Genomic DNA, 17,632 nt, shown 5'->3' with positions numbered 1-17,632 from the left:
GAACCATGAAAAAATTCTTGACCATTTTCATTATCGCCATTATAGTTGGCGTTGTGAGCTATTTTGCTTTTATCTATTACGTACCCTACAGTGAGGGTTATCGTTCGGGGGAACTCATCAAATTCAGTAGAAAAGGGGTGATGGTCAAAACTTGGGAAGGACAAATCAGCCAAGGTTTGTCAGGCACAAACGTATTTTCGTTTTCCGTAGAGGACAGTGAAAAGGAAATCATTGAAAAGATGAAGGAGTTCCAAGGGCAGTACATCAAAGTCACTTACAAAGAACGCTACGCCACCTTTTTCTGGTTGGGCGACACCAAATATTTTATCACCGAAGTCAAATCTGAAAAATCACCAATTTTTAGGAATTAATTCACACACCCCTAGCCCCTCTTTTTAGAGGGGAAATGAACTCGTCTTGAGCTCAATAACTTCCCTCCTAAAAAGGAGGGATTGAGGGAGGTGTATTTCCGTTCGCTTCAAACTGAAAAATATAATCCTCTATCGCGCGCAAAACATTATCCATATCGTTAACGACTTGGGTATCAGAAAATCGTAGCACTTGAATACCAAGCTCGTTTAAACGATTTTTCTTTATTACATCTTTCTCCCAAACTTCTTCAAGTTGATGTGAATAACCATCAACCTCTATAGCCAACTGTAATCTGTTACAGAAAAAGTCAACAATATATTCATCAATAGGTTTTTGCCTATGAAAATCGTATCCGTGCATTTGACCCCGCTTTAGTTTCTGCCACAGAGCAACTTCGGCTTTTGTAGCATTATTTCGTAATTGCCTGGCCAACTCTTTTAGCTTTGGATTATATTTGATAATCATTTTACATTGCTGTTATTTACTTTTTTAAAAAATTGTATATCCGCAATTGTACCAATGGTATTGATAGTTTTTGTCAATATTTTTGTCTTTGTCTTCTTGAGCGCAGTCGAAAGGCTGACAAAGACATCTCGACTACGCTCGATGTGACATTTGGATTGACCACTGGTACAGTCGTGTATAATCGAATTAAAAAAAGGATTCGATTAAAACCCCAACAAAATATGAAGAAATTCAAATCATCCAGAGAAAGTAGAGTTTCCATCACCGAACTTATGCTCCCATCGCATTCCAATTTTGGTGGCAAGGTACATGGGGGGCATATCCTCAATCTTATGGACCAAATAGCTTTCGCATGTGCCTCCAAACATTCACAAAGTTATTGCGTGACCGCTTCGGTGAATCGAGTGGATTTCCTAAATCCGATTGAAGTTGGGGAACTGGCCACACTAAAAGCATCCATCAACTACACAGGAAAAACTTCCATGGTGGTCGGGGTTCGTGTTGAATCTGAAAATGTAACCACTGGTGAAGTAAAACACTGCAATTCGTCCTATTTTACCATGGTGGCCAAGGGAAAGGATGGTAAAAACAAGTTAGTTCCCGGCCTTATTTTGAAAACCAAACAGGATATTCGCCGCTTTGCACGTAGCAAGGAACGTAAAGAATCCGCTTTTAAGCGTGACAGCAAGTACGAATCCAACAATTTTAAAGTGAACGAATATTTGGAGTTTCTAAAAGGTGAAAACGTTAAGATGGATTTTGATTGAGTTTTGCTGCAGCCTCCTCATCCAAAAACCACACTAAATTACCCGATGCTGGGTTGACCAATGATGCAGGATAGGCTTCGAAACCTTGGGTTTTCTCCACTACAGCTTCTACTTTTTCGGCTTTTGATGCTCCCGTGACCAAAAAAGCTACTTCTTTGGCGGCATTGATGACTTTTCCATTTATGGAAACTCGTTTCTGACCTGAATCTGGATGCGTAGCTACCACACAATGGTCTTCCGAATCCCACAATTCAATCTCATGAGGAAAAATGGATGCGGTATGGCCATCATCGCCCATACCCAAAATTACCAAATCGAACTGAGGCACCTCCTCTACCCTATCCAAATCGATTTCCAGCAGATTGGCATAGCGCAAAGCTTCTCCTTCAGGGTCTTTTTCACCCAATATGCGATTGATGTTTTCTTTGGGCACCTCAATTTTGGAAAAAAGGTGCTCCACCGTCATTTTATAGTTGCTTTCATCATCGGAAGGAGGTACACAGCGTTCGTCTCCCCAATAAAAATGTACCTTATTCCAATCTACTTTGTCGGCAAACTTTTCTGCCAATACATCAAAAACAATTTTAGGGGTACTACCCCCGGACAAAGCCACATAAAAATCATCCTTATCTTTTAGTTTATCTACAAAATAGCTGGAAAACTGCTCAGCCACCTCTTGTTTACTGCTATATATTTTTAAATCCATCTTGAATTAATTTTAGTTCTTCCCGAAAGCTTTCGGGACGCTCGAACCGACATATTTTTCCGACTCCTGACTTCTGACTTCTGACTTCTAACAAATCACGCAATACCCTGGATCGTCCGCCAAATTCTCACTAGGATTGCGCCAATAGCCTTCGTCCTCTATCAAATTATCTGCATTTTCTGGTCCCCAAGCACCAGCTGCATAACCATACATGCGAACGTCCTTACCGCTTTTCCAATAGTTCAAAATAGGATCCACGAATTCCCAAGCCGCTTCAACCTCATCGGCACGGGCATATAGTGTGGCATCACCTTGCATCGCGTCCAACAACAAGCGCTCGTAGGCCTCCATTACATAGGTTTCGGCCAAATTGGCGTAATAAAAGTCCAAATTGGCACGCTCGACTTTAAATCCTTGCCCGGGTACTTTTACCCCAAACTTGATCAAAATTCCTTCATCAGGCTGTATGCGGATAATTAATTTATTGTCCATCTCCTGCATTTCGGAACCCTTAAAAATTTGATGATGCGGCTTTTTAAAGTGAATCACAATTTCGGTCACTTTTGTAGGCATTCGCTTAGCGGTCCTCACATAAAAAGGAACCCCGTGCCAGCGCCAGTTGTCCACATAAAATTTGATGGCGGCATAGGTCTCCGTAGTGGAATTCGGGTCTACCCCATCTTCTTCTCGGTATCCTTTTATTTTATCTCCCCCTACTTTGGACGAAACATATTGAGCTCGGATGGTATTTTCAAACAGTTCCTTTTCATCCGTCATTATACGCAACGACTTTAACGCCTTTACTTTCTCGTTTCGGATTTCTTCAGCATCTGGGCCAATCGGTGGCTCCATCACTACCAACGAAACAATTTGTAACAAGTGGTTTTGGAACATATCCCGAAGGGCTCCCGACTTATCGTAATATCCTCCACGTTTTTCAACACCTACACTTTCCGCATTGGTAATTTCCACATGCTGAATGTAATTACGGTTCCAAAGGGGTTCAAAAATGCTGTTGGAGAAACGGGTTACCAAAAGGTTTTGAACGGTTTCCTTGCCCAAATAATGGTCGATTCGGTATATCTGATGCTCTTTAAAGTACTTGTGAAGCCCTTTGTTCAACTCTTTTGCCGTCTCCAGACTGTAACCAAAAGGTTTTTCCACAATCAAGCGTTTCCAGCCATTGTTTTGGGTGTTCATGCCCGCGTTGGACAGGTTTTGCGATATTGTTTCGTAAAGTGTGGGCGGTGTGGATAGGTAATAAATAATGTTTCCAGAAGTGTTGTACTCTTCTTTTAGGGCCTCCACCCGCTTACGCAGACCGCCATAATCGGTATCGTAGCTATCGCCCAAATCCTCGTAATAAAGTTTGTCAGCAAAGCTTTTTACCTTGCTTGCTTTCAAGTCCTTTGTTTTTTCTTTTAAATAATCACTTTCATACACTACACGGTCCCGAAATGCCTCATCGGTCAGATTGCTGCGGCTCACCCCTAGCACCACAAAATTTTCGGGCAACTGGTCGGCCAAATAAAGGTTGAACAAGGATGGCATTAATTTTCTTGCTGTCAAATCACCCGATGCCCCAAAAATCACGAGCATCTGATTATCTGTCTTTTTCATAGTATTTTCGGTTTCTGGCAGATTATGCTCTTCTTGACACCATTCATTTTTAATAAGGAGTCATTATCTTTGAGCATCACGAATATAAGGTTTATTTTAGGTTCGTAATTCAAGAAATCGCAACCTCAAGGTTGTATCAACACCAAAGAAGAAGAAAAATATATAATGGCAGATACGTATGATTTTGGCCTTGTGGGCCTTGGAGTAATGGGACGTAATTTTATTTTAAATGTGGCCGATAATGGTTTTACTGCATTTGGAAATGATTTGGACAAAGAAAAAGTGGATGCTTTGATCAATGAAGGTGGTGATACCGCAAAAGTGAATGCCTCCACCGATGTAAAAACCTTTGTACAGTCGCTGACCACTCCTCGAAAAATTATGTTATTGGTACCTGCAGGAAAAATTGTGGACAGCGTTATTGATGGTCTACTTCCCCATTTGGATAAAGGTGATATTATTATTGATGGAGGAAACTCCTTTTATACCGATACAGATCGTCGCGAAGCCTATTTAAAAGAAAAGGGCATCAACTTTTTTGGCGCTGGGGTTTCCGGTGGTGCCGAGGGTGCCCGAAAAGGACCGAGCATTATGCCTGGTGGTTCCAAAGAAGCCTACCAACACGTAAAGCCCATTTTTGAAGCCGTTTCGGCCAAATACGAAGGAGAACCTTGCGTTGCGTATCTGGGTCCGAAATCCGCAGGAAACTATGTAAAAATGGTACACAACGGTATCGAATACGGTTTGATGCAGTTGACTTCCGAGATTTACGATTTGCTCAAAAAAGCAGGTGGACTTACCAACGATGAGCTTCACCGAACCTACGCTCGTTGGAATGATGGTCGTTTGCAGTCCTTTTTGGTGGAAATCACATCAGAAATCTTTGAACAAAAAGATGATTTGACGGACAACGACCTTGTGGATATGATTTTGGACAAGGCCAAGCAGAAGGGTACTGGAAAATGGACCTCCCAGAATGCCATGGATTTGGGAATCCCCGTGCCTACCATTGATATTGCGGTGAGCATGCGTGAAATATCCGCCCTAAAATCCGAGCGTATTAAAGCCGATGAGTTGTATGGCCGTCCCACACCAAAAGCGGTGGACAAAGATGACTTTACTTCAAAAGCGGAGCAGGCCCTATATTTTGCGTTTATCATTACCTATGCGCAGGGTATGCACCAATTGGCCGATGCCTCCAAAGAATACGGTTACGAACTTGAACTGGGCGAAATTGCCAAAATTTGGCGTGCGGGCTGTATAATCCGTGCCGCGCTATTGGCCGATATTACCGATGCCTACCAAGCTGATAAGGATTTACAGAACTTACTGCTCTCCCCTTCTTTCGTGGAAAAAGTGCAAAGCACCGTGGATGCAGTACGCGAATTGGTGAGTTATGGAGCCACAAATGGCATTCCATTGCCTGGATTGTCCAATGCACTTACCTATTTTGATGCCTACACCAGTAGCCGATTGCCATTGAACTTGATACAAGCGCAACGGGACTATTTTGGTTCGCACACCTACGAGCGATTGGACCGCGAAGGTATTTTCCACACGGAGTGGGAAGATTGAATCTAATCAAATGAGAAATCTTCTCCTCCTTCTAACCTTCACCCTACTCATAACCTTTGGTTATGGACAGAAGGCACCCTACGTTATATACAATGCCAAGGGCAAAAAGGTCTCCTAAAAAAAATGCTCAAGAACTTGGAGAAAAAGGATATGTTGCCTGTAGTTCTTGTTTTTATGCAATATTTAAATCTGAATGATCAATTTGAACACTGAACTTCACATTTGCTTTTAAGGCATTGAATACCTTTAAAATGGTTTCAATGGTTACATTTTTAGTATTACGTTCCAACTTGGAAATTTGTGATTTTTGAACCCCTACAAGCTTCCCTAGCTGTTCTTGTGTCAAATGACGCTCTTTCCTTACCGATTTTATCATGTCGCCAAGGGCTTCCATTTTTAGGTCAAACTCGTATTTATCTCGTTCTGGAGTTCCAATCTTTCCAATATCCCTGTCTTTTAATTCGTCAAGGGTCATCATCTTCATTTTTTTTCGCTTAGTTTCCATATCTCAATTTTTTCACAGTTTAATTTCTAGGTAGTTAGCTCTGATCTTCATTGCTTTTTCAATTTCGCTTTTAGGCACTTTGTCAACTTTTTTTACAATTCCATGAGTTGAAATAACCAAAGTTTTAGTCTTGTCAGTTTTGTCCCAAAACGCAAATAGGCGATATTGAATTCCGTTATATTTTGTCCTGAATTCCCAAATTTCATCAGTCAGTTTCTTGAATAACTTTGGGTCGTTCCTCTGTTTTGCCTTATCAATATTGTAATAGATTTTCCTTCTTGTTTTTAAATCCAGAGAGTCTATAAAGTCAAGAGCTTCTTCAAGAAGTATAACTTCAAAGTTTTTGCTCATTCAGTCTTTGTCCTTGTTTTACGCACAAAGATAACAAAAGTTGAATTATATGGAAACTATTCTTGTGAAGAATCAAATTAGAGACAACGATTATTTATCAGGAAAAATAGACTACAAAACATTGGATTCCACCGCACGACCGTAGAGCAAAAGAATATTTATAAACTGGAAGAGGAAAACAACAAATTGGCTGATTTCATTATCTGTGTAGATCAAAACATGACCACTACATATTAATCCATCCAATACCACTTTTATACGCTTGTACCAAAAAATAAGGAGATAAATTCCCTATTTTTAAGAATCGAAACTAACTAAACGCTTCCTCATGAAAAAATTACTAGTTGCCCTGTTACTTTTTGTGGCCATCATTCCTTTAGGTTTTAGCCAAGTACAATCCAATTTGGAGCTGTTGGACATCTTCAATATGGAATATGTTTCCGATCCTCAAATTTCCCCGGATGGATCTAAAATCATTTATGTTAGGAATTTTAAGGATGTGATGACGGACCGCAATCTTTCCAATCTTTGGATCATCAATTTTGATGGCTCCAACAATCGTCCGTTAACCACAGGAAACCATAACGATTTTGCCCCGAAATGGTCGCACGATGGAACAAAAATTGTTTTCAAGTCCAATATGGCAGATGACAAAATGAAGCTCTACCTTATGTGGTTGGATACCAAGGAAACTATGGCCCTTACCAATACACCACAATCACCGGGGACAGTTTCATGGTCTTATGATGACAAATACTTGGCATTTAATATGTTCGTGCCCGAAGCCAACAAATCCATCATTAAAATGCCAGAAAAGCCCGAGGGCGCCAAATGGAACGAGCCGCCGAAATACATTGATAAAATGAATTACCGTGGCGATGGTGCTGGGTATTACAAAGGTGGCAATTCACAATTATTCACCTTGCCCATAAGCGGGGGAACGCCAAAACAATTGACTTTTTCGGAATTTGACCACGGAAGTCCTATCTGGAGTAAGGACGGCAAAAACCTATTTTTTAGCGCCAATTTTCATAAAGATGAGGAATTTGAACCTGCTGACAGCGAAATTTATAGCATCAATGTAAATAATGGTGAGATTAATCCACTAACTGACCGTTACGGTCCTGATGCCAACCCCGTATTGTCGCCAGATGGTTCCAAAATAGCCTATTTAGGGTACGACGACCGTTTGCAAGGATATCAGCTCACCCAATTGTATGTAATGAACACCGATGGGACAGACTCCCAATTAATTTCTGGTGATTTTGACCGCGACATAGAAGATATGGCTTGGAACAGTAAAGGCAATGGACTTTATTTTATTTACACCGACCAAGGCGTTGGCAAATTGGCTTCCATGAACCTATCGGGCAAGGTGGATGCTATTACGGACGGATTGGGCGGTCTTTCGTTGGGCAGACCTTATAACGCGGCCAGTTTTTCCGCTTCCGCCAACAACAAATTTGCCTACACCCTGGGCGATACATCCCACCCTTCGGATTTGGGCGTAGCTGATACCCGAAACACAAAGCGTTTGACCCAAGTTAATGATGACCTGTTTTCCTTTAAAAAATTAGGTAATGTGGAAGAAATCTGGTGGGAGTCCTCCTATGATCAACGCAAAATTCAAGGTTGGGTCGTAACCCCTCCCGATTTTGACCCCTCCAAAAAATATCCAATGATCTTGGAAATACACGGTGGGCCGTTTACCAGCTACGGAGCAGTGTATTCTGCCGAAATTCAGGCCTACGCTGCTGAAGGTTATGTGGTTCTCTATACCAACCCTCGGGGAAGTACAAGCTATGGCGAAGAATTTGGAAACTTGATTCACCACGATTATCCCAACCACGATTATGAGGATTTAATGTCCGGCGTGGATGCCGTTTTGGAAAAAGGCTACGTGGACAAAGAAAACCTATTTGTTACAGGTGGTTCCGGTGGTGGTGTGCTCACCGCTTGGATTGTGGGCAAAACCGACCGTTTTAAGGCTGCCGTTGTGGCAAAACCCGTAATTAACTGGACAAGTTTTGTGCTCTATGCAGATGGTGTGCAGTTTTTCTCCAAATATTGGTTCGGAAAAAAACCTTGGGAAGATCCAGAAAACTATAGAAGACGCTCACCCCTTACCTATGTGGGCAATGTAACCACACCAACAATGCTGTTAACGGGCGAAGAAGATTACCGTACCCCTATTGCAGAATCGGAGCAGTTTTATGCCGCTCTAAAATTGGAGAACGTAGAAACAGCAATGGTACGTATTCCCGGCGCGTCTCACGGTATTGCCAACAAACCCAGTAATTTGGTTGCAAAAATAGCTGCTGTACTTGCTTGGTTTGAGAAGTACAAAGATGAATAACAATTGCTTGGCTTTGTAAGCTTTATTTACTGTGAAAACAAAAAGAGGGCGTCCAAACAATCCGGAAGCATCAAAAAAACAGGATGTATCTAATTGATAATCAATATATTTAATATTTATCTTCATTAATTGTAGTGGGTACAGCGAATACAGCCCTACACCTTCCAACAACTTAGTATTGATAACACATTTGTACAATTATTGTTTGTAAAGGAAAATTCAACGAAATTGCCTGAATTGTTAAAATCTTTTCTGAATAAAAAAATCGTAGTCATTTGAAAACAACCAATTTCCTTCTTTCTTTTTTATTGATATTATGTATTAGCTGTCAAACTGAAAAGAAAGAAGAAACCGCTGCCAATCAAACCCAAACTGAAAACTTTACATCTAACGATTATCGAGATTTAGTTACCTTATTTAAAGCATGGAGAACCTTCGAAAATCCACCGCTACTTGATGGGGCACCTGATTATACGACGGAAACCTTTGAAAAACGTTGGCCAAGGTTCAAGGAATTACAGTCAAAACTGCAATCTATCGACACAACAAATTGGTCCGTAGAAAATCAAGTGGATTGGATGATTGTTTGGGCCGAAATGAACGGTTACGACTTTAATCATCGCATTTTAAAGCCTTGGAGCAGAGATCCTGCTTTTTATAAAACGGTTTGGGCCAATAGAAGCGATGTTCCTGCTCACGAGGGGCCAACCAATCATGGTACAACAGAATTATGGACCTACACATTCCCCCTATCTTCAGAAGAAAGGTCTAAACTCTTGTCCGACCTAAAGATAATTGCGCCATTCAATACACAGGCCAAGAAGAATTTGACAGGAAACGCTCGCGATTTATGGGTAACCGGGATTCGGGATATTCAAAATCAGAGTAGCGTGCTAACCGAATTAAAAAACAGAACTTCCGTTAAAGATGACTCAGAATTGGTTTCCGTTATAGACGATGCCATAGCTTCTACCAATGACCTTGTTTCTTGGTTGCAGGCTGAATCCGAATCAAAAACCGGGCCTTCGGGCATTGGCAAAGACAATTATACCTGGTATTTGCAGAATGTACACTTGGTGCCACTAACTTGGGAGGATGAGGTGATGATCCTAAAACGTGAACTTGCCCGTGCTTGGACATCTTTAAAATTGGAGGAACACCGAAATAGAAATCTGCCACCTTTGGTGGCTGCGGACTCCCCCGAAGCCTACGACAAAATGGCCGACGAAGCCGCAAATAGCTTGATCGATTTTTTGGACGAACAGGACATCGTTACCGTAAAACCCTATTTTGAACCCGCCCTACGCGAGCATTTGGGTGAATTTATACCCAAGGAGACCCGCAACTTTTTTGCGATTGGTGAGCATTACGACCCAAGACCTCTATATTCCCATTTTTACCATTGGTTTGAACTAGCGCGCATGGATACCGAACCCCATACAAGTGAAATACGCAAAGGCCCTTTGTTATATAACATTTGGGACTCTAGAAATGAGGGGACGGCCACCGCGGTCGAAGAAATGTTTATGCAAGCTGGATTGTATGATGATAGCCCAAGAACCAAAGAGATTGTGTACATCATGATCGCACAGCGCGCTGCACGAGGTTTAGGATCCTTGTACGCCCACGCCAATGAAATGACCATGGAGGAAGCTGGAGGGATTCACAGTGAGTACACGCCCCGCGGATGGATGAAAACGGAAAAAGAGCTGCTCATTTTTGAACAACACCTGTATTTGCGCCAACCTGGCTATGGAACAAGTTATATTACGGGTAAATATTTATTGGAAAACGCATTGGCCGATTATGCCAAACTGAAAGAATCGCAGGGCAAGCCATTTGTGGTAAAAGATTTTTTTGATACCCTGAACAGTATCGGAAATATCCCTATTTCACTGGCGAATTGGCAAATGACGGGCTCCAATGATGATTTGGAAATGATCAAGGAGTAGAATTGTAATCCCATACCTCTCAACACTTTAGTGTTGATAACGCATAATAAGTCTTTTTGCCAGTAACTTAAAATTCTGCGAACTTCGGTTCTTATACTGAACTTGGTTCTGTGTCGGTCGATATAATTCATTTAAAACGAATCATATCTTATACGTTGTACCACATTTGACAAATGAAATACTTTACACCAAAATCATACAGGGTTAGACATAAAATATTAGAGTTCTTATCAAAAGAACGGATGAAAGACCCAGAATTAAAATATCCTGAAAAATGGAAATTTACTGTCAAACAGATATCTGAAAAAATAGGCGAGGACTTAAAAGACGTAGATATTCAATTAGATTATTTGTATTATAAAAAGTTAGTTCATTGTAGCAAAAACAATGATGAATTAAAAAATCCATATAGTTCTGCAACAGACGATGGAATTACTCTATTTTCATCTAAATCAATATTAAACGACGGACTTTTATTTGGTTCAAGTGTTTTCAATAACATATCTACTGGGTTTTTTCAAATTATTATAGCTATTTCAACAATCATATCTATCTGGTTAACATTTTCGGAATCTAATAAGCTATCTGATAAAGTAGATAAATTAGAACAACAATTAAAAGAGACGGAATTGAAGCTAAAAGAATTAGAATCAAAAACCAAAGCTCAAAAGAATTCCGACGACACCAAGGCAGATTATCGAACCAAGATTCAAAACGGCGATAAGGACTCAACCAAGGTTGTTCAGGCTCAACAGGAAACAAATAATTAAAAAGGTTGCACAACACCGTATAAAAAACATTGCTTCGGACATTTCCTTCGGAAAGTCCTCGACCTCTTTTTGTAATGCTTTTTTTCTATCTTTTTTCATAACTTACGAAACGTTTCTTATACTCACCGACAACAAAACATTCCTCCCCAAACCCCTAACTTTATACCAACAAAAGAACACCTATGGCAACCGATTGGCTTAAAAAGTGGAACACCAAATTTGGGCAAACCAAATATGCATATGGCACCCGACCCAACAATTATTTAAAAGAAAAACTGGCTACCCTACCAACAGGCTCTATTCTTTTTGGTGCCGAGGGCGAGGGACGCAATGCCGTACATGCCGCTCGATTGGGCTGGGATGTCTCTGCTTTTGACATCAGCGAAGTAGGACAACAAAAAGCATTGAAACTGGCAGAGAAAAACAAGGTTTCCATTGACTATCAAGTTGGAGAGCTTCCCAATTTAGGGTATCACGAAGAACAGTTCGATGCCATCGCCTTGATCTATGCCCACTTCCCTCCCAACATCCGTTCGGGCTACCATAAATTGCTGCACAGTTACTTAAAAAAAGGCGGGACCATCATTTTTGAAGCATTCAGCAAGGCGCATTTGGCATATAAAAAGAAAAATCCAAGCGTAGGTGGCCCTAGTAATCTGGATGCCTTATTTTCCATCGAAGAACTGCAAGCCGATTTTCCCGATTACGAAATCCTAGAACTTAAAAAAACCACAGTGGAGCTCAACGAAGGTGACGGCCATGTGGGAACAGGTTCCGTGATCCGATTTTTGGGCAGGAAGAAATAGTTGATGCTTTTCTATACGGTTGCCCTTAACTTGGATCTATTTAAAGGTTTTGGCCCCTAAAATCCTTAGTTTTATCGCAAAACAGATGGTTTTACCAGTGTTGACATAAAGGTGACATATAAATGTCGTGGTACTGTCATGCCTCCACAGATACCTTTGTTCCAGAATTTAAAACCAAAAATTATGAACAATTCATCAATTGGGGAACGACTCAAGTATCAACGAAAAATTAAGGGGTATTCACAAGAGGAACTCGCCCACAGAACCAACGTTACGGTACGCACCATTCAACGCATCGAAAAAGAAGAGGTCTCCCCGCACCTAAATACCATTAAACTCTTGGCAGTAGCCTTGGAGATAGAAGTAGACGAGCTAGTTCCATTGGAAAATCCGAAAGAAGAAACGATTAAAAAGAAATGGTTGCTTTTAATGCACGCTACTCCCCTGGCCGGATTGTTTCTTCCCTTACTCAATGTGCTTATCCCACTTTTTCTGTGGATTCATAAACGGGAAGACAACCCAATGTATAACGAGCATGGTATTAAGGCTATCAATTTTCAAATCACCGTACTGATTTTGGCCGTGTTGTCGTTTGTTGGTTTACTGACCATCGAGAAATGGGGTTTCATCATTTTTATTTCCGTGATTCCCATTTGCATCGCCATTATCATCTTCAACATCATTTACGTGGTGCAAAAAAACAAGTGCTACTACCCCTTTTCCATTCCTTTTTTAAGGTTGAAAAAGAATAAAACACTTGGTCTGTTGCTCATAATAGGTTTATCCATTTTAAGTAGTTGTTCAAATCCAAAACAGGAAACCATTGAACGATTGGACGGTTCCTTGATCACTAAGGATTCCATTACCAAAAAAATTGACCAGTTGATGGCAGATGCCCAAATATACGGCATGGCCATATCCATTTTTGATGACAACCAACCCGTGTATCAAAAGGTTTTTGGCTATAAGGATTATCCCAATAAAATAGTGTTGACAGATTCAACCAACATTTACGGAGCCTCGTTCAGTAAAGCCGTATTTGGGGTTTTGACAATGAAAATGGTCGAGGATGGTGTGATTGATCTGGACACACCTTTGGAGTCGTATCTCCCTAAGAAAATATACGAGTACGAACCACAGACCCGTTGGCACGATGACTTTTCCAGTTTGAAGGAAGATTCACTTTACCATAAAATTACGGCAAGGATGTGCCTAGACCATACTACAGGGTTCAAAAACTACAGATGGTTTGAGGAAGACAACAAATTAAGGGTGCACCATACTCCCGGAAAAAAATACGGCTACAGTGGGGAGGGCTTTATCTATTTACAAGTAGTTTTGGAAAAATTGACAGGCAAAGGATTGGAAGAGCTTGCCCAAGAAAACATTTTTGAACCCTTGGGCATGGAAAACTCTGCCTACGAATGGAAAACGAGATTTGACAAGGATTTTGCACTTGGGCACAACGAAAAGGGGGAATCCCTCAAAAAAGATAAAGACAACGAGCCCAGAGGTGGTGGAACTTTGGAAACCACGGCAAAGGACTACACCAAATTTTTGACTGCGGTGCTCAATCAAAAATTGATCAGCAAGGAATCTTACGATGAGATTTTTAGTCCGCACATCAGAATTCGTTCTGAAAAGCAATTTGGAGAGAATGCCAATACCATCACGGATAAGTATGATTCAATACGTTTGGGCTATGGCCTGGGCTGGGGTTATTTTGAAACACCGCATGGCAAAGCCGTTTTTAAAGAAGGGCATGGAAGCGGATTTGTACACCATTCCGTTTTATTTCCAGAATCGGGAAAAGGAATCATGATCATGACCAATTTTGAACGTGGTAACAGCATTTTCAAGGAGTTGCTCGAAGTTACTTTAAAAGATGTGTGCACACCATGGGAGTGGGAAAACTATATTCCATATGATAAACAAATTTAAATTGATTTAATACAATCAATCGGTTGAGGATTGGTTTTGAAGAAAGGTGAGGCTAAATTTTCATTCTTTGTTAATTTGAAAGTGCCCAAAAATCACCTAACTTGTTTTGCCATAACCAAATAACCAGACTATGAAACCAATTTCTTTTCTCATCTCCCTGTTCGCCCTGATTATTCTAGCCAGTTGTTCACAACCCAAAAACTTTGATGTCCTTATTAAAAACGGACAAATTGTGGATGGCTCTGGGAGTCCTTCGTACATAGGTGATTTGGGAATCAATGCCGATACCATTGCAGCTGTCGGAAATCTTGAAAAAGCTACAGGAACTATGGAGATAGATGCCACAGGATTGGCAGTTTCCCCTGGATTTATAAACATGCTCAGTTGGGCCACGGAATCCTTGATCGAGGATGGTAGATCTATGGCCGACATAAAACAAGGCGTGACTTTGGAGGTATTTGGAGAAGGTTGGTCCATGGGGCCTCTTAACGAATCCATGAAAAAAGAGGAACAGGAAAGTCAAGGGGACATAAAGTATGATATTGAGTGGAACAGCTTGAACGAATATTTGGAATATCTCACAACCAAGGGGGTTTCTCCGAACGTGGCCTCTTTTGTGGGAGCCACCACCTTGCGGATAAACACTGTAGGTTATGAAAACCGTGCCCCTACTCCACAGGAGTTGGATTCCATGAAATTGATGGTAAAACAAGCCATGGAAGAAGGTGCCCTCGGCGTGGGTTCCTCTTTGATCTATGCCCCTGCATTTTATTCCAGCACCGAAGAATTGATTGAACTTTGCAAAGTGGCCGCCGAGTATAATGGCATATACATTAGTCACATGCGTAGCGAAGGTTCTCGTTTATTGGAGAGTTTGGATGAGTTGATTCAGATTGCGGATGAAGCTGGTATTAGAGCCGAGATTTATCACCTAAAACAAAGTGGCAAGGAAAATTGGCACAAGTTTGATGATGTAGTGGCCAAAGTGGACTCTGCCAATGCCGCTGGACTCCATATTACAGCCAATATGTACAATTATGTGGCTGGTGCCACTGGTTTGGATGCTTCCATGCCACCCTGGGTGCAAGAAGGCGGATATGATAAATGGGCAGAACGTTTGCAAGACCCCGCCATTCGTAAAAAAGTGAAAGAAGAGATGACCACACCTACGGATGAATGGGAAAGTTTGATGCAAGCTGCAGGCGACCCCAGTAAAATCCTGTTAGTAGGTTTTAAGGCGGACTCTTTAAAATATCTTACGGGAAAAACATTAAAAGAGGTGGCGGAAATGCGTGGCACTTCGCCCGAGGAAACTGCCATGGACTTGGTAGTGCAAGATGGAAGCCGCGTAGGAACCATCTATTTTTTAATGTCCGAAGCCAATGTGAAAAAGCAAATAGCGCTGCCTTGGATGAGCTTTGGTTCCGATGCAGGCTCTCCGGCCACAGAAGGTGTCTTCTTAAAATCGAGCACTCACCCCAGAGCTTACGGAAACGTGGCTCGTTTGTTGGGCAAATATGTGCGGGATGAAAAGGTGATTTCCTTGGAAGAAGCCGTGCATAAATTGTCTCAATTGCCCGCAAGCCATCTTAAAATACAAAAACGGGGCAGCCTTACCGAAGGTAATTATGCCGATGTGGTGTTGTTTGACCCTGCCGCCATTATTGATAAGGCCACTTTTGAAGACCCCCACCAATATTCCGAAGGGGTAAAACATGTTTTTGTGAACGGCACCCAAGTACTAAAGGATGGCGAGCATACCGGAGAAATGCCAGGACGTGTTGTTCGTGGGCCTGGATATAAAAAAGAGTGACCGGATGTTTCTTGTGGATGACCGAAGGAATTTTCAGCGAGCTTCATTAGCTGTGCCGAACTTTGTTCAGAATCGATTGCTTAAACATCATTAAAACGATGTTTAGCCTAATCGTTGGGAGTAAATAAGGGTTTGCCACATTCAAGCATAAGTATCGTCTTTATTGAAACCAATATTCAATACAATGAAGACATTCAAAATCTTATTTGTCCTACTGTTTTTATTACTTTCTACTTCTTGTATCAACCAAAAGAAAAAAACTGTTTCTACTGAATTAAAAACCGAAATCGACAATTACCTTTCCAAAACAATGCGACTGCACAACATTCCCGGATTGGCTTTAGCTGTTGTTGAGGGTGATAGTATAATTTATGAAAACTACTTTGGTAAAGCCTCTTTGGAAAACAATGTACAAGTTGATAAAAATACATTGTTCAGAATTTTTTCGGCAACAAAACTTATCACATCAACAGGAGTATTTCAGCTTATCCAAGACGGAAAACTAAATTTAGATGATACAATTTCAAAGTATCTGGATGGTTTGCCACCACAATGGCAGGAAATTAAAATTAAAAATCTTTTAAGTCATTCTTCCGGTTTACCGGACATCATAAAATACGAAAGCACTTTATCTGATAAAGCGTTAATGAAAAAGCTCGCAAAAGATAAAATGGACTTTGTAACCGGAAATCAATTCAGGTACAACCAAACGAACTATTGGTTGCTTGCTCAAATTATTGAGAAAATAACAGGGTTGCCGTTTGATGAATATGTGCTTGACAATCAATTTAAAAACTCGAAAAATGGGGTTTTATTTTCTTCCAACTCGCAAGAAAGCATCCCAAATCGTGCTACTAGATATTTTTATAATAATGAAACAAAAGCATTTGAAAAAGACACGAATAACAATGGCATAAGAGGACATTCTGGCAATGGACTAAATATCACACTTGAAAGATTCATTGCATGGAACAACAGATTGGATGAAAATTTACTTCTGGATAAACAAACCAAATCTAAAATGTGGACACCATTCAATTTTGCAAATCAAAAGGACAATTTTTTATATGGTTGGGGCAATTACCCAGTGAACGGATTAAAATCTTATGGATTTTCAGGTGGAAATTTAGCTGCTTTCAGAAAATTTGTGGACAATAAAACAACAATTATTTTATTATCTAATGGATATGAAATTCCAGCCTATGACATTATTGTAAATGATATTGCAAGAATTGTAGTTCCAAAAATGAAAGGTTCGACCCTAGAAGAAGATGTCATGAACCTTACCTTAAAAGGTGAATTTGGCAGGGCTGCACAATCATTCAAAAAACTTAAGGAAGAAAACCCGCATTCCAATTTTGATAACTTAAAATGGAATATTAACAGTATTGGAAATTCGTACTTATTCAGTGAGAATGATAATGAAAAAGCACTCGAAGTATTCAAATTTAATGCAGAAGCCAACCCAAAATGGTGGGTGGCTTTGGCCGGGTTAGCGGAAATCTATGAAAAGCGAAAAGATACTTTAAATGCTCTTACAAACTATCAAAAAGCAATTTTGTTGAATATAAACAATGAATGGAACTATAACGAACAGATGGAAAATAAAATTAACGTACTGAAAAATAATTGA

Annotated in this window: 15 protein-coding genes; 10 read left to right on the top strand and 5 right to left on the bottom strand. The window is 40.6% G+C overall.

Going from position 1 to position 17,632, the window contains the following annotated elements; translation table 11 throughout:
* Positions 1-5: 5 nt before the first annotated feature.
* Positions 6-371, top strand: a complete 366-nt coding sequence (locus tag GO009_RS02070) for a 6-phosphogluconate dehydrogenase (RefSeq protein WP_163624498.1) — start codon at positions 6-8, stop codon at positions 369-371.
* Between the two features lie 67 nt (positions 372-438).
* Here GO009_RS02070 and GO009_RS02065 read toward each other — a convergent pair whose 3' ends face one another.
* On the bottom strand, positions 439-837 hold the full coding sequence (locus GO009_RS02065) for an endonuclease domain-containing protein (RefSeq protein ID WP_163624497.1): 399 nt from the start codon (positions 835-837) through the stop codon (positions 439-441).
* A 221-nt stretch (positions 838-1,058) separates the two neighbouring features.
* Here GO009_RS02065 and GO009_RS02060 point away from each other — a divergent pair, with 221 nt between their 5' ends.
* Positions 1,059-1,604 (top strand): acyl-CoA thioesterase, encoded by a 546-nt coding sequence (locus tag GO009_RS02060; protein ID WP_163624496.1) that lies wholly within the window; start codon positions 1,059-1,061, stop codon positions 1,602-1,604.
* Here the strand turns inward: GO009_RS02060 and pgl are convergent.
* Together pgl and zwf are read right to left on the bottom strand one after the other, a co-directional pair.
* On the bottom strand, positions 1,585-2,310 hold the full coding sequence (gene pgl / locus GO009_RS02055) for a 6-phosphogluconolactonase (RefSeq protein WP_163624495.1): 726 nt from the start codon (positions 2,308-2,310) through the stop codon (positions 1,585-1,587). The two genes, GO009_RS02060 and pgl, sit on opposite strands and share 20 nt — an antisense overlap.
* Before the next feature lie 87 nt (positions 2,311-2,397).
* On the bottom strand, positions 2,398-3,930 hold the full coding sequence (gene zwf / locus GO009_RS02050) for a glucose-6-phosphate dehydrogenase (RefSeq protein WP_163624494.1): 1,533 nt from the start codon (positions 3,928-3,930) through the stop codon (positions 2,398-2,400).
* Positions 3,931-4,095: 165 nt separating this feature from the next.
* On the opposite strand from zwf, the gene gndA reads away from it, so the two are divergent.
* On the top strand, positions 4,096-5,505 hold the full coding sequence (gndA, locus tag GO009_RS02045) for an NADP-dependent phosphogluconate dehydrogenase (RefSeq protein ID WP_163624493.1): 1,410 nt from the start codon (positions 4,096-4,098) through the stop codon (positions 5,503-5,505).
* Between the two features lie 172 nt (positions 5,506-5,677).
* Here gndA and GO009_RS02040 read toward each other — a convergent pair whose 3' ends face one another.
* Together GO009_RS02040 and GO009_RS02035 are read right to left on the bottom strand one after the other, a co-directional pair.
* A complete protein-coding gene (locus GO009_RS02040) occupies positions 5,678-6,010 on the bottom strand; it encodes a helix-turn-helix domain-containing protein (RefSeq protein ID WP_163624492.1) in 333 nt (110 codons plus the stop codon).
* Positions 6,011-6,022: 12 nt separating this feature from the next.
* Complete coding sequence (locus tag GO009_RS02035; RefSeq protein ID WP_163624491.1) at positions 6,023-6,361, bottom strand: type II toxin-antitoxin system RelE/ParE family toxin; 339 nt, start codon at positions 6,359-6,361, stop codon at positions 6,023-6,025.
* Between the two features lie 328 nt (positions 6,362-6,689).
* On the opposite strand from GO009_RS02035, the gene GO009_RS02030 reads away from it, so the two are divergent.
* The 7 genes from GO009_RS02030 (at position 6,690) to GO009_RS02000 (ending at position 17,632) form a co-directional block, all read left to right on the top strand.
* Complete coding sequence (locus GO009_RS02030; RefSeq protein ID WP_163624490.1) at positions 6,690-8,717, top strand: S9 family peptidase; 2,028 nt, start codon at positions 6,690-6,692, stop codon at positions 8,715-8,717.
* Positions 8,718-8,992: 275 nt separating this feature from the next.
* The gene (locus tag GO009_RS02025) at positions 8,993-10,669 is read left to right on the top strand and encodes a hypothetical protein (RefSeq protein WP_163624489.1); all 1,677 of its coding nucleotides are present in this window, start codon (positions 8,993-8,995) and stop codon (positions 10,667-10,669) included.
* 173 nt (positions 10,670-10,842) lie between these two features.
* The gene (locus tag GO009_RS02020) at positions 10,843-11,439 is read left to right on the top strand and encodes a hypothetical protein (RefSeq protein ID WP_163624488.1); all 597 of its coding nucleotides are present in this window, start codon (positions 10,843-10,845) and stop codon (positions 11,437-11,439) included.
* A gap of 182 nt (positions 11,440-11,621) precedes the next feature.
* A complete protein-coding gene (locus GO009_RS02015) occupies positions 11,622-12,245 on the top strand; it encodes a bifunctional 2-polyprenyl-6-hydroxyphenol methylase/3-demethylubiquinol 3-O-methyltransferase UbiG (protein ID WP_163624487.1) in 624 nt (207 codons plus the stop codon).
* A 183-nt stretch (positions 12,246-12,428) separates the two neighbouring features.
* On the top strand, positions 12,429-14,186 hold the full coding sequence (locus GO009_RS02010) for a serine hydrolase (protein WP_163624486.1): 1,758 nt from the start codon (positions 12,429-12,431) through the stop codon (positions 14,184-14,186).
* A gap of 130 nt (positions 14,187-14,316) precedes the next feature.
* Positions 14,317-15,999, top strand: coding sequence for an amidohydrolase family protein (locus GO009_RS02005; RefSeq protein WP_163624485.1), 1,683 nt, complete (start codon positions 14,317-14,319; stop codon positions 15,997-15,999).
* 184 nt (positions 16,000-16,183) lie between these two features.
* The gene (locus GO009_RS02000; protein WP_163624484.1) at positions 16,184-17,632 is read left to right on the top strand and encodes a serine hydrolase; all 1,449 of its coding nucleotides are present in this window, start codon (positions 16,184-16,186) and stop codon (positions 17,630-17,632) included.

Source organism: Allomuricauda sp. TY007 (genome assembly GCF_010468565.1).
Taxonomy (GTDB): Bacteria; Bacteroidota; Bacteroidia; order Flavobacteriales; family Flavobacteriaceae; genus Flagellimonas.
The sequence above is the reverse complement of the archived record's forward strand: the minus strand, read 5'-3'. Positions and strand labels throughout refer to the sequence as shown.

What these genes read in the sequence shown, in the direction of transcription:
- GO009_RS02070 (WP_163624498.1), top strand. Translation starts at nt 6, where the DNA reads ATGAAAAAATTCTTGACCATTTTCATTATCGCCATTATAGTTGGCGTT.
- GO009_RS02065 (WP_163624497.1), bottom strand. Translation starts at nt 837, where the DNA reads ATGATTATCAAATATAATCCAAAGCTAAAAGAGTTGGCCAGGCAATTA.
- GO009_RS02060 (WP_163624496.1), top strand. Translation starts at nt 1,059, where the DNA reads ATGAAGAAATTCAAATCATCCAGAGAAAGTAGAGTTTCCATCACCGAA.
- pgl (WP_163624495.1), bottom strand. Translation starts at nt 2,310, where the DNA reads ATGGATTTAAAAATATATAGCAGTAAACAAGAGGTGGCTGAGCAGTTT.
- zwf (WP_163624494.1), bottom strand. Translation starts at nt 3,930, where the DNA reads ATGAAAAAGACAGATAATCAGATGCTCGTGATTTTTGGGGCATCGGGT.
- gndA (WP_163624493.1), top strand. Translation starts at nt 4,096, where the DNA reads ATGGCAGATACGTATGATTTTGGCCTTGTGGGCCTTGGAGTAATGGGA.
- GO009_RS02040 (WP_163624492.1), bottom strand. Translation starts at nt 6,010, where the DNA reads ATGGAAACTAAGCGAAAAAAAATGAAGATGATGACCCTTGACGAATTA.
- GO009_RS02035 (WP_163624491.1), bottom strand. Translation starts at nt 6,361, where the DNA reads ATGAGCAAAAACTTTGAAGTTATACTTCTTGAAGAAGCTCTTGACTTT.
- GO009_RS02030 (WP_163624490.1), top strand. Translation starts at nt 6,690, where the DNA reads ATGAAAAAATTACTAGTTGCCCTGTTACTTTTTGTGGCCATCATTCCT.
- GO009_RS02020 (WP_163624488.1), top strand. Translation starts at nt 10,843, where the DNA reads ATGAAATACTTTACACCAAAATCATACAGGGTTAGACATAAAATATTA.
- GO009_RS02015 (WP_163624487.1), top strand. Translation starts at nt 11,622, where the DNA reads ATGGCAACCGATTGGCTTAAAAAGTGGAACACCAAATTTGGGCAAACC.
- GO009_RS02010 (WP_163624486.1), top strand. Translation starts at nt 12,429, where the DNA reads ATGAACAATTCATCAATTGGGGAACGACTCAAGTATCAACGAAAAATT.
- GO009_RS02005 (WP_163624485.1), top strand. Translation starts at nt 14,317, where the DNA reads ATGAAACCAATTTCTTTTCTCATCTCCCTGTTCGCCCTGATTATTCTA.
- GO009_RS02000 (WP_163624484.1), top strand. Translation starts at nt 16,184, where the DNA reads ATGAAGACATTCAAAATCTTATTTGTCCTACTGTTTTTATTACTTTCT.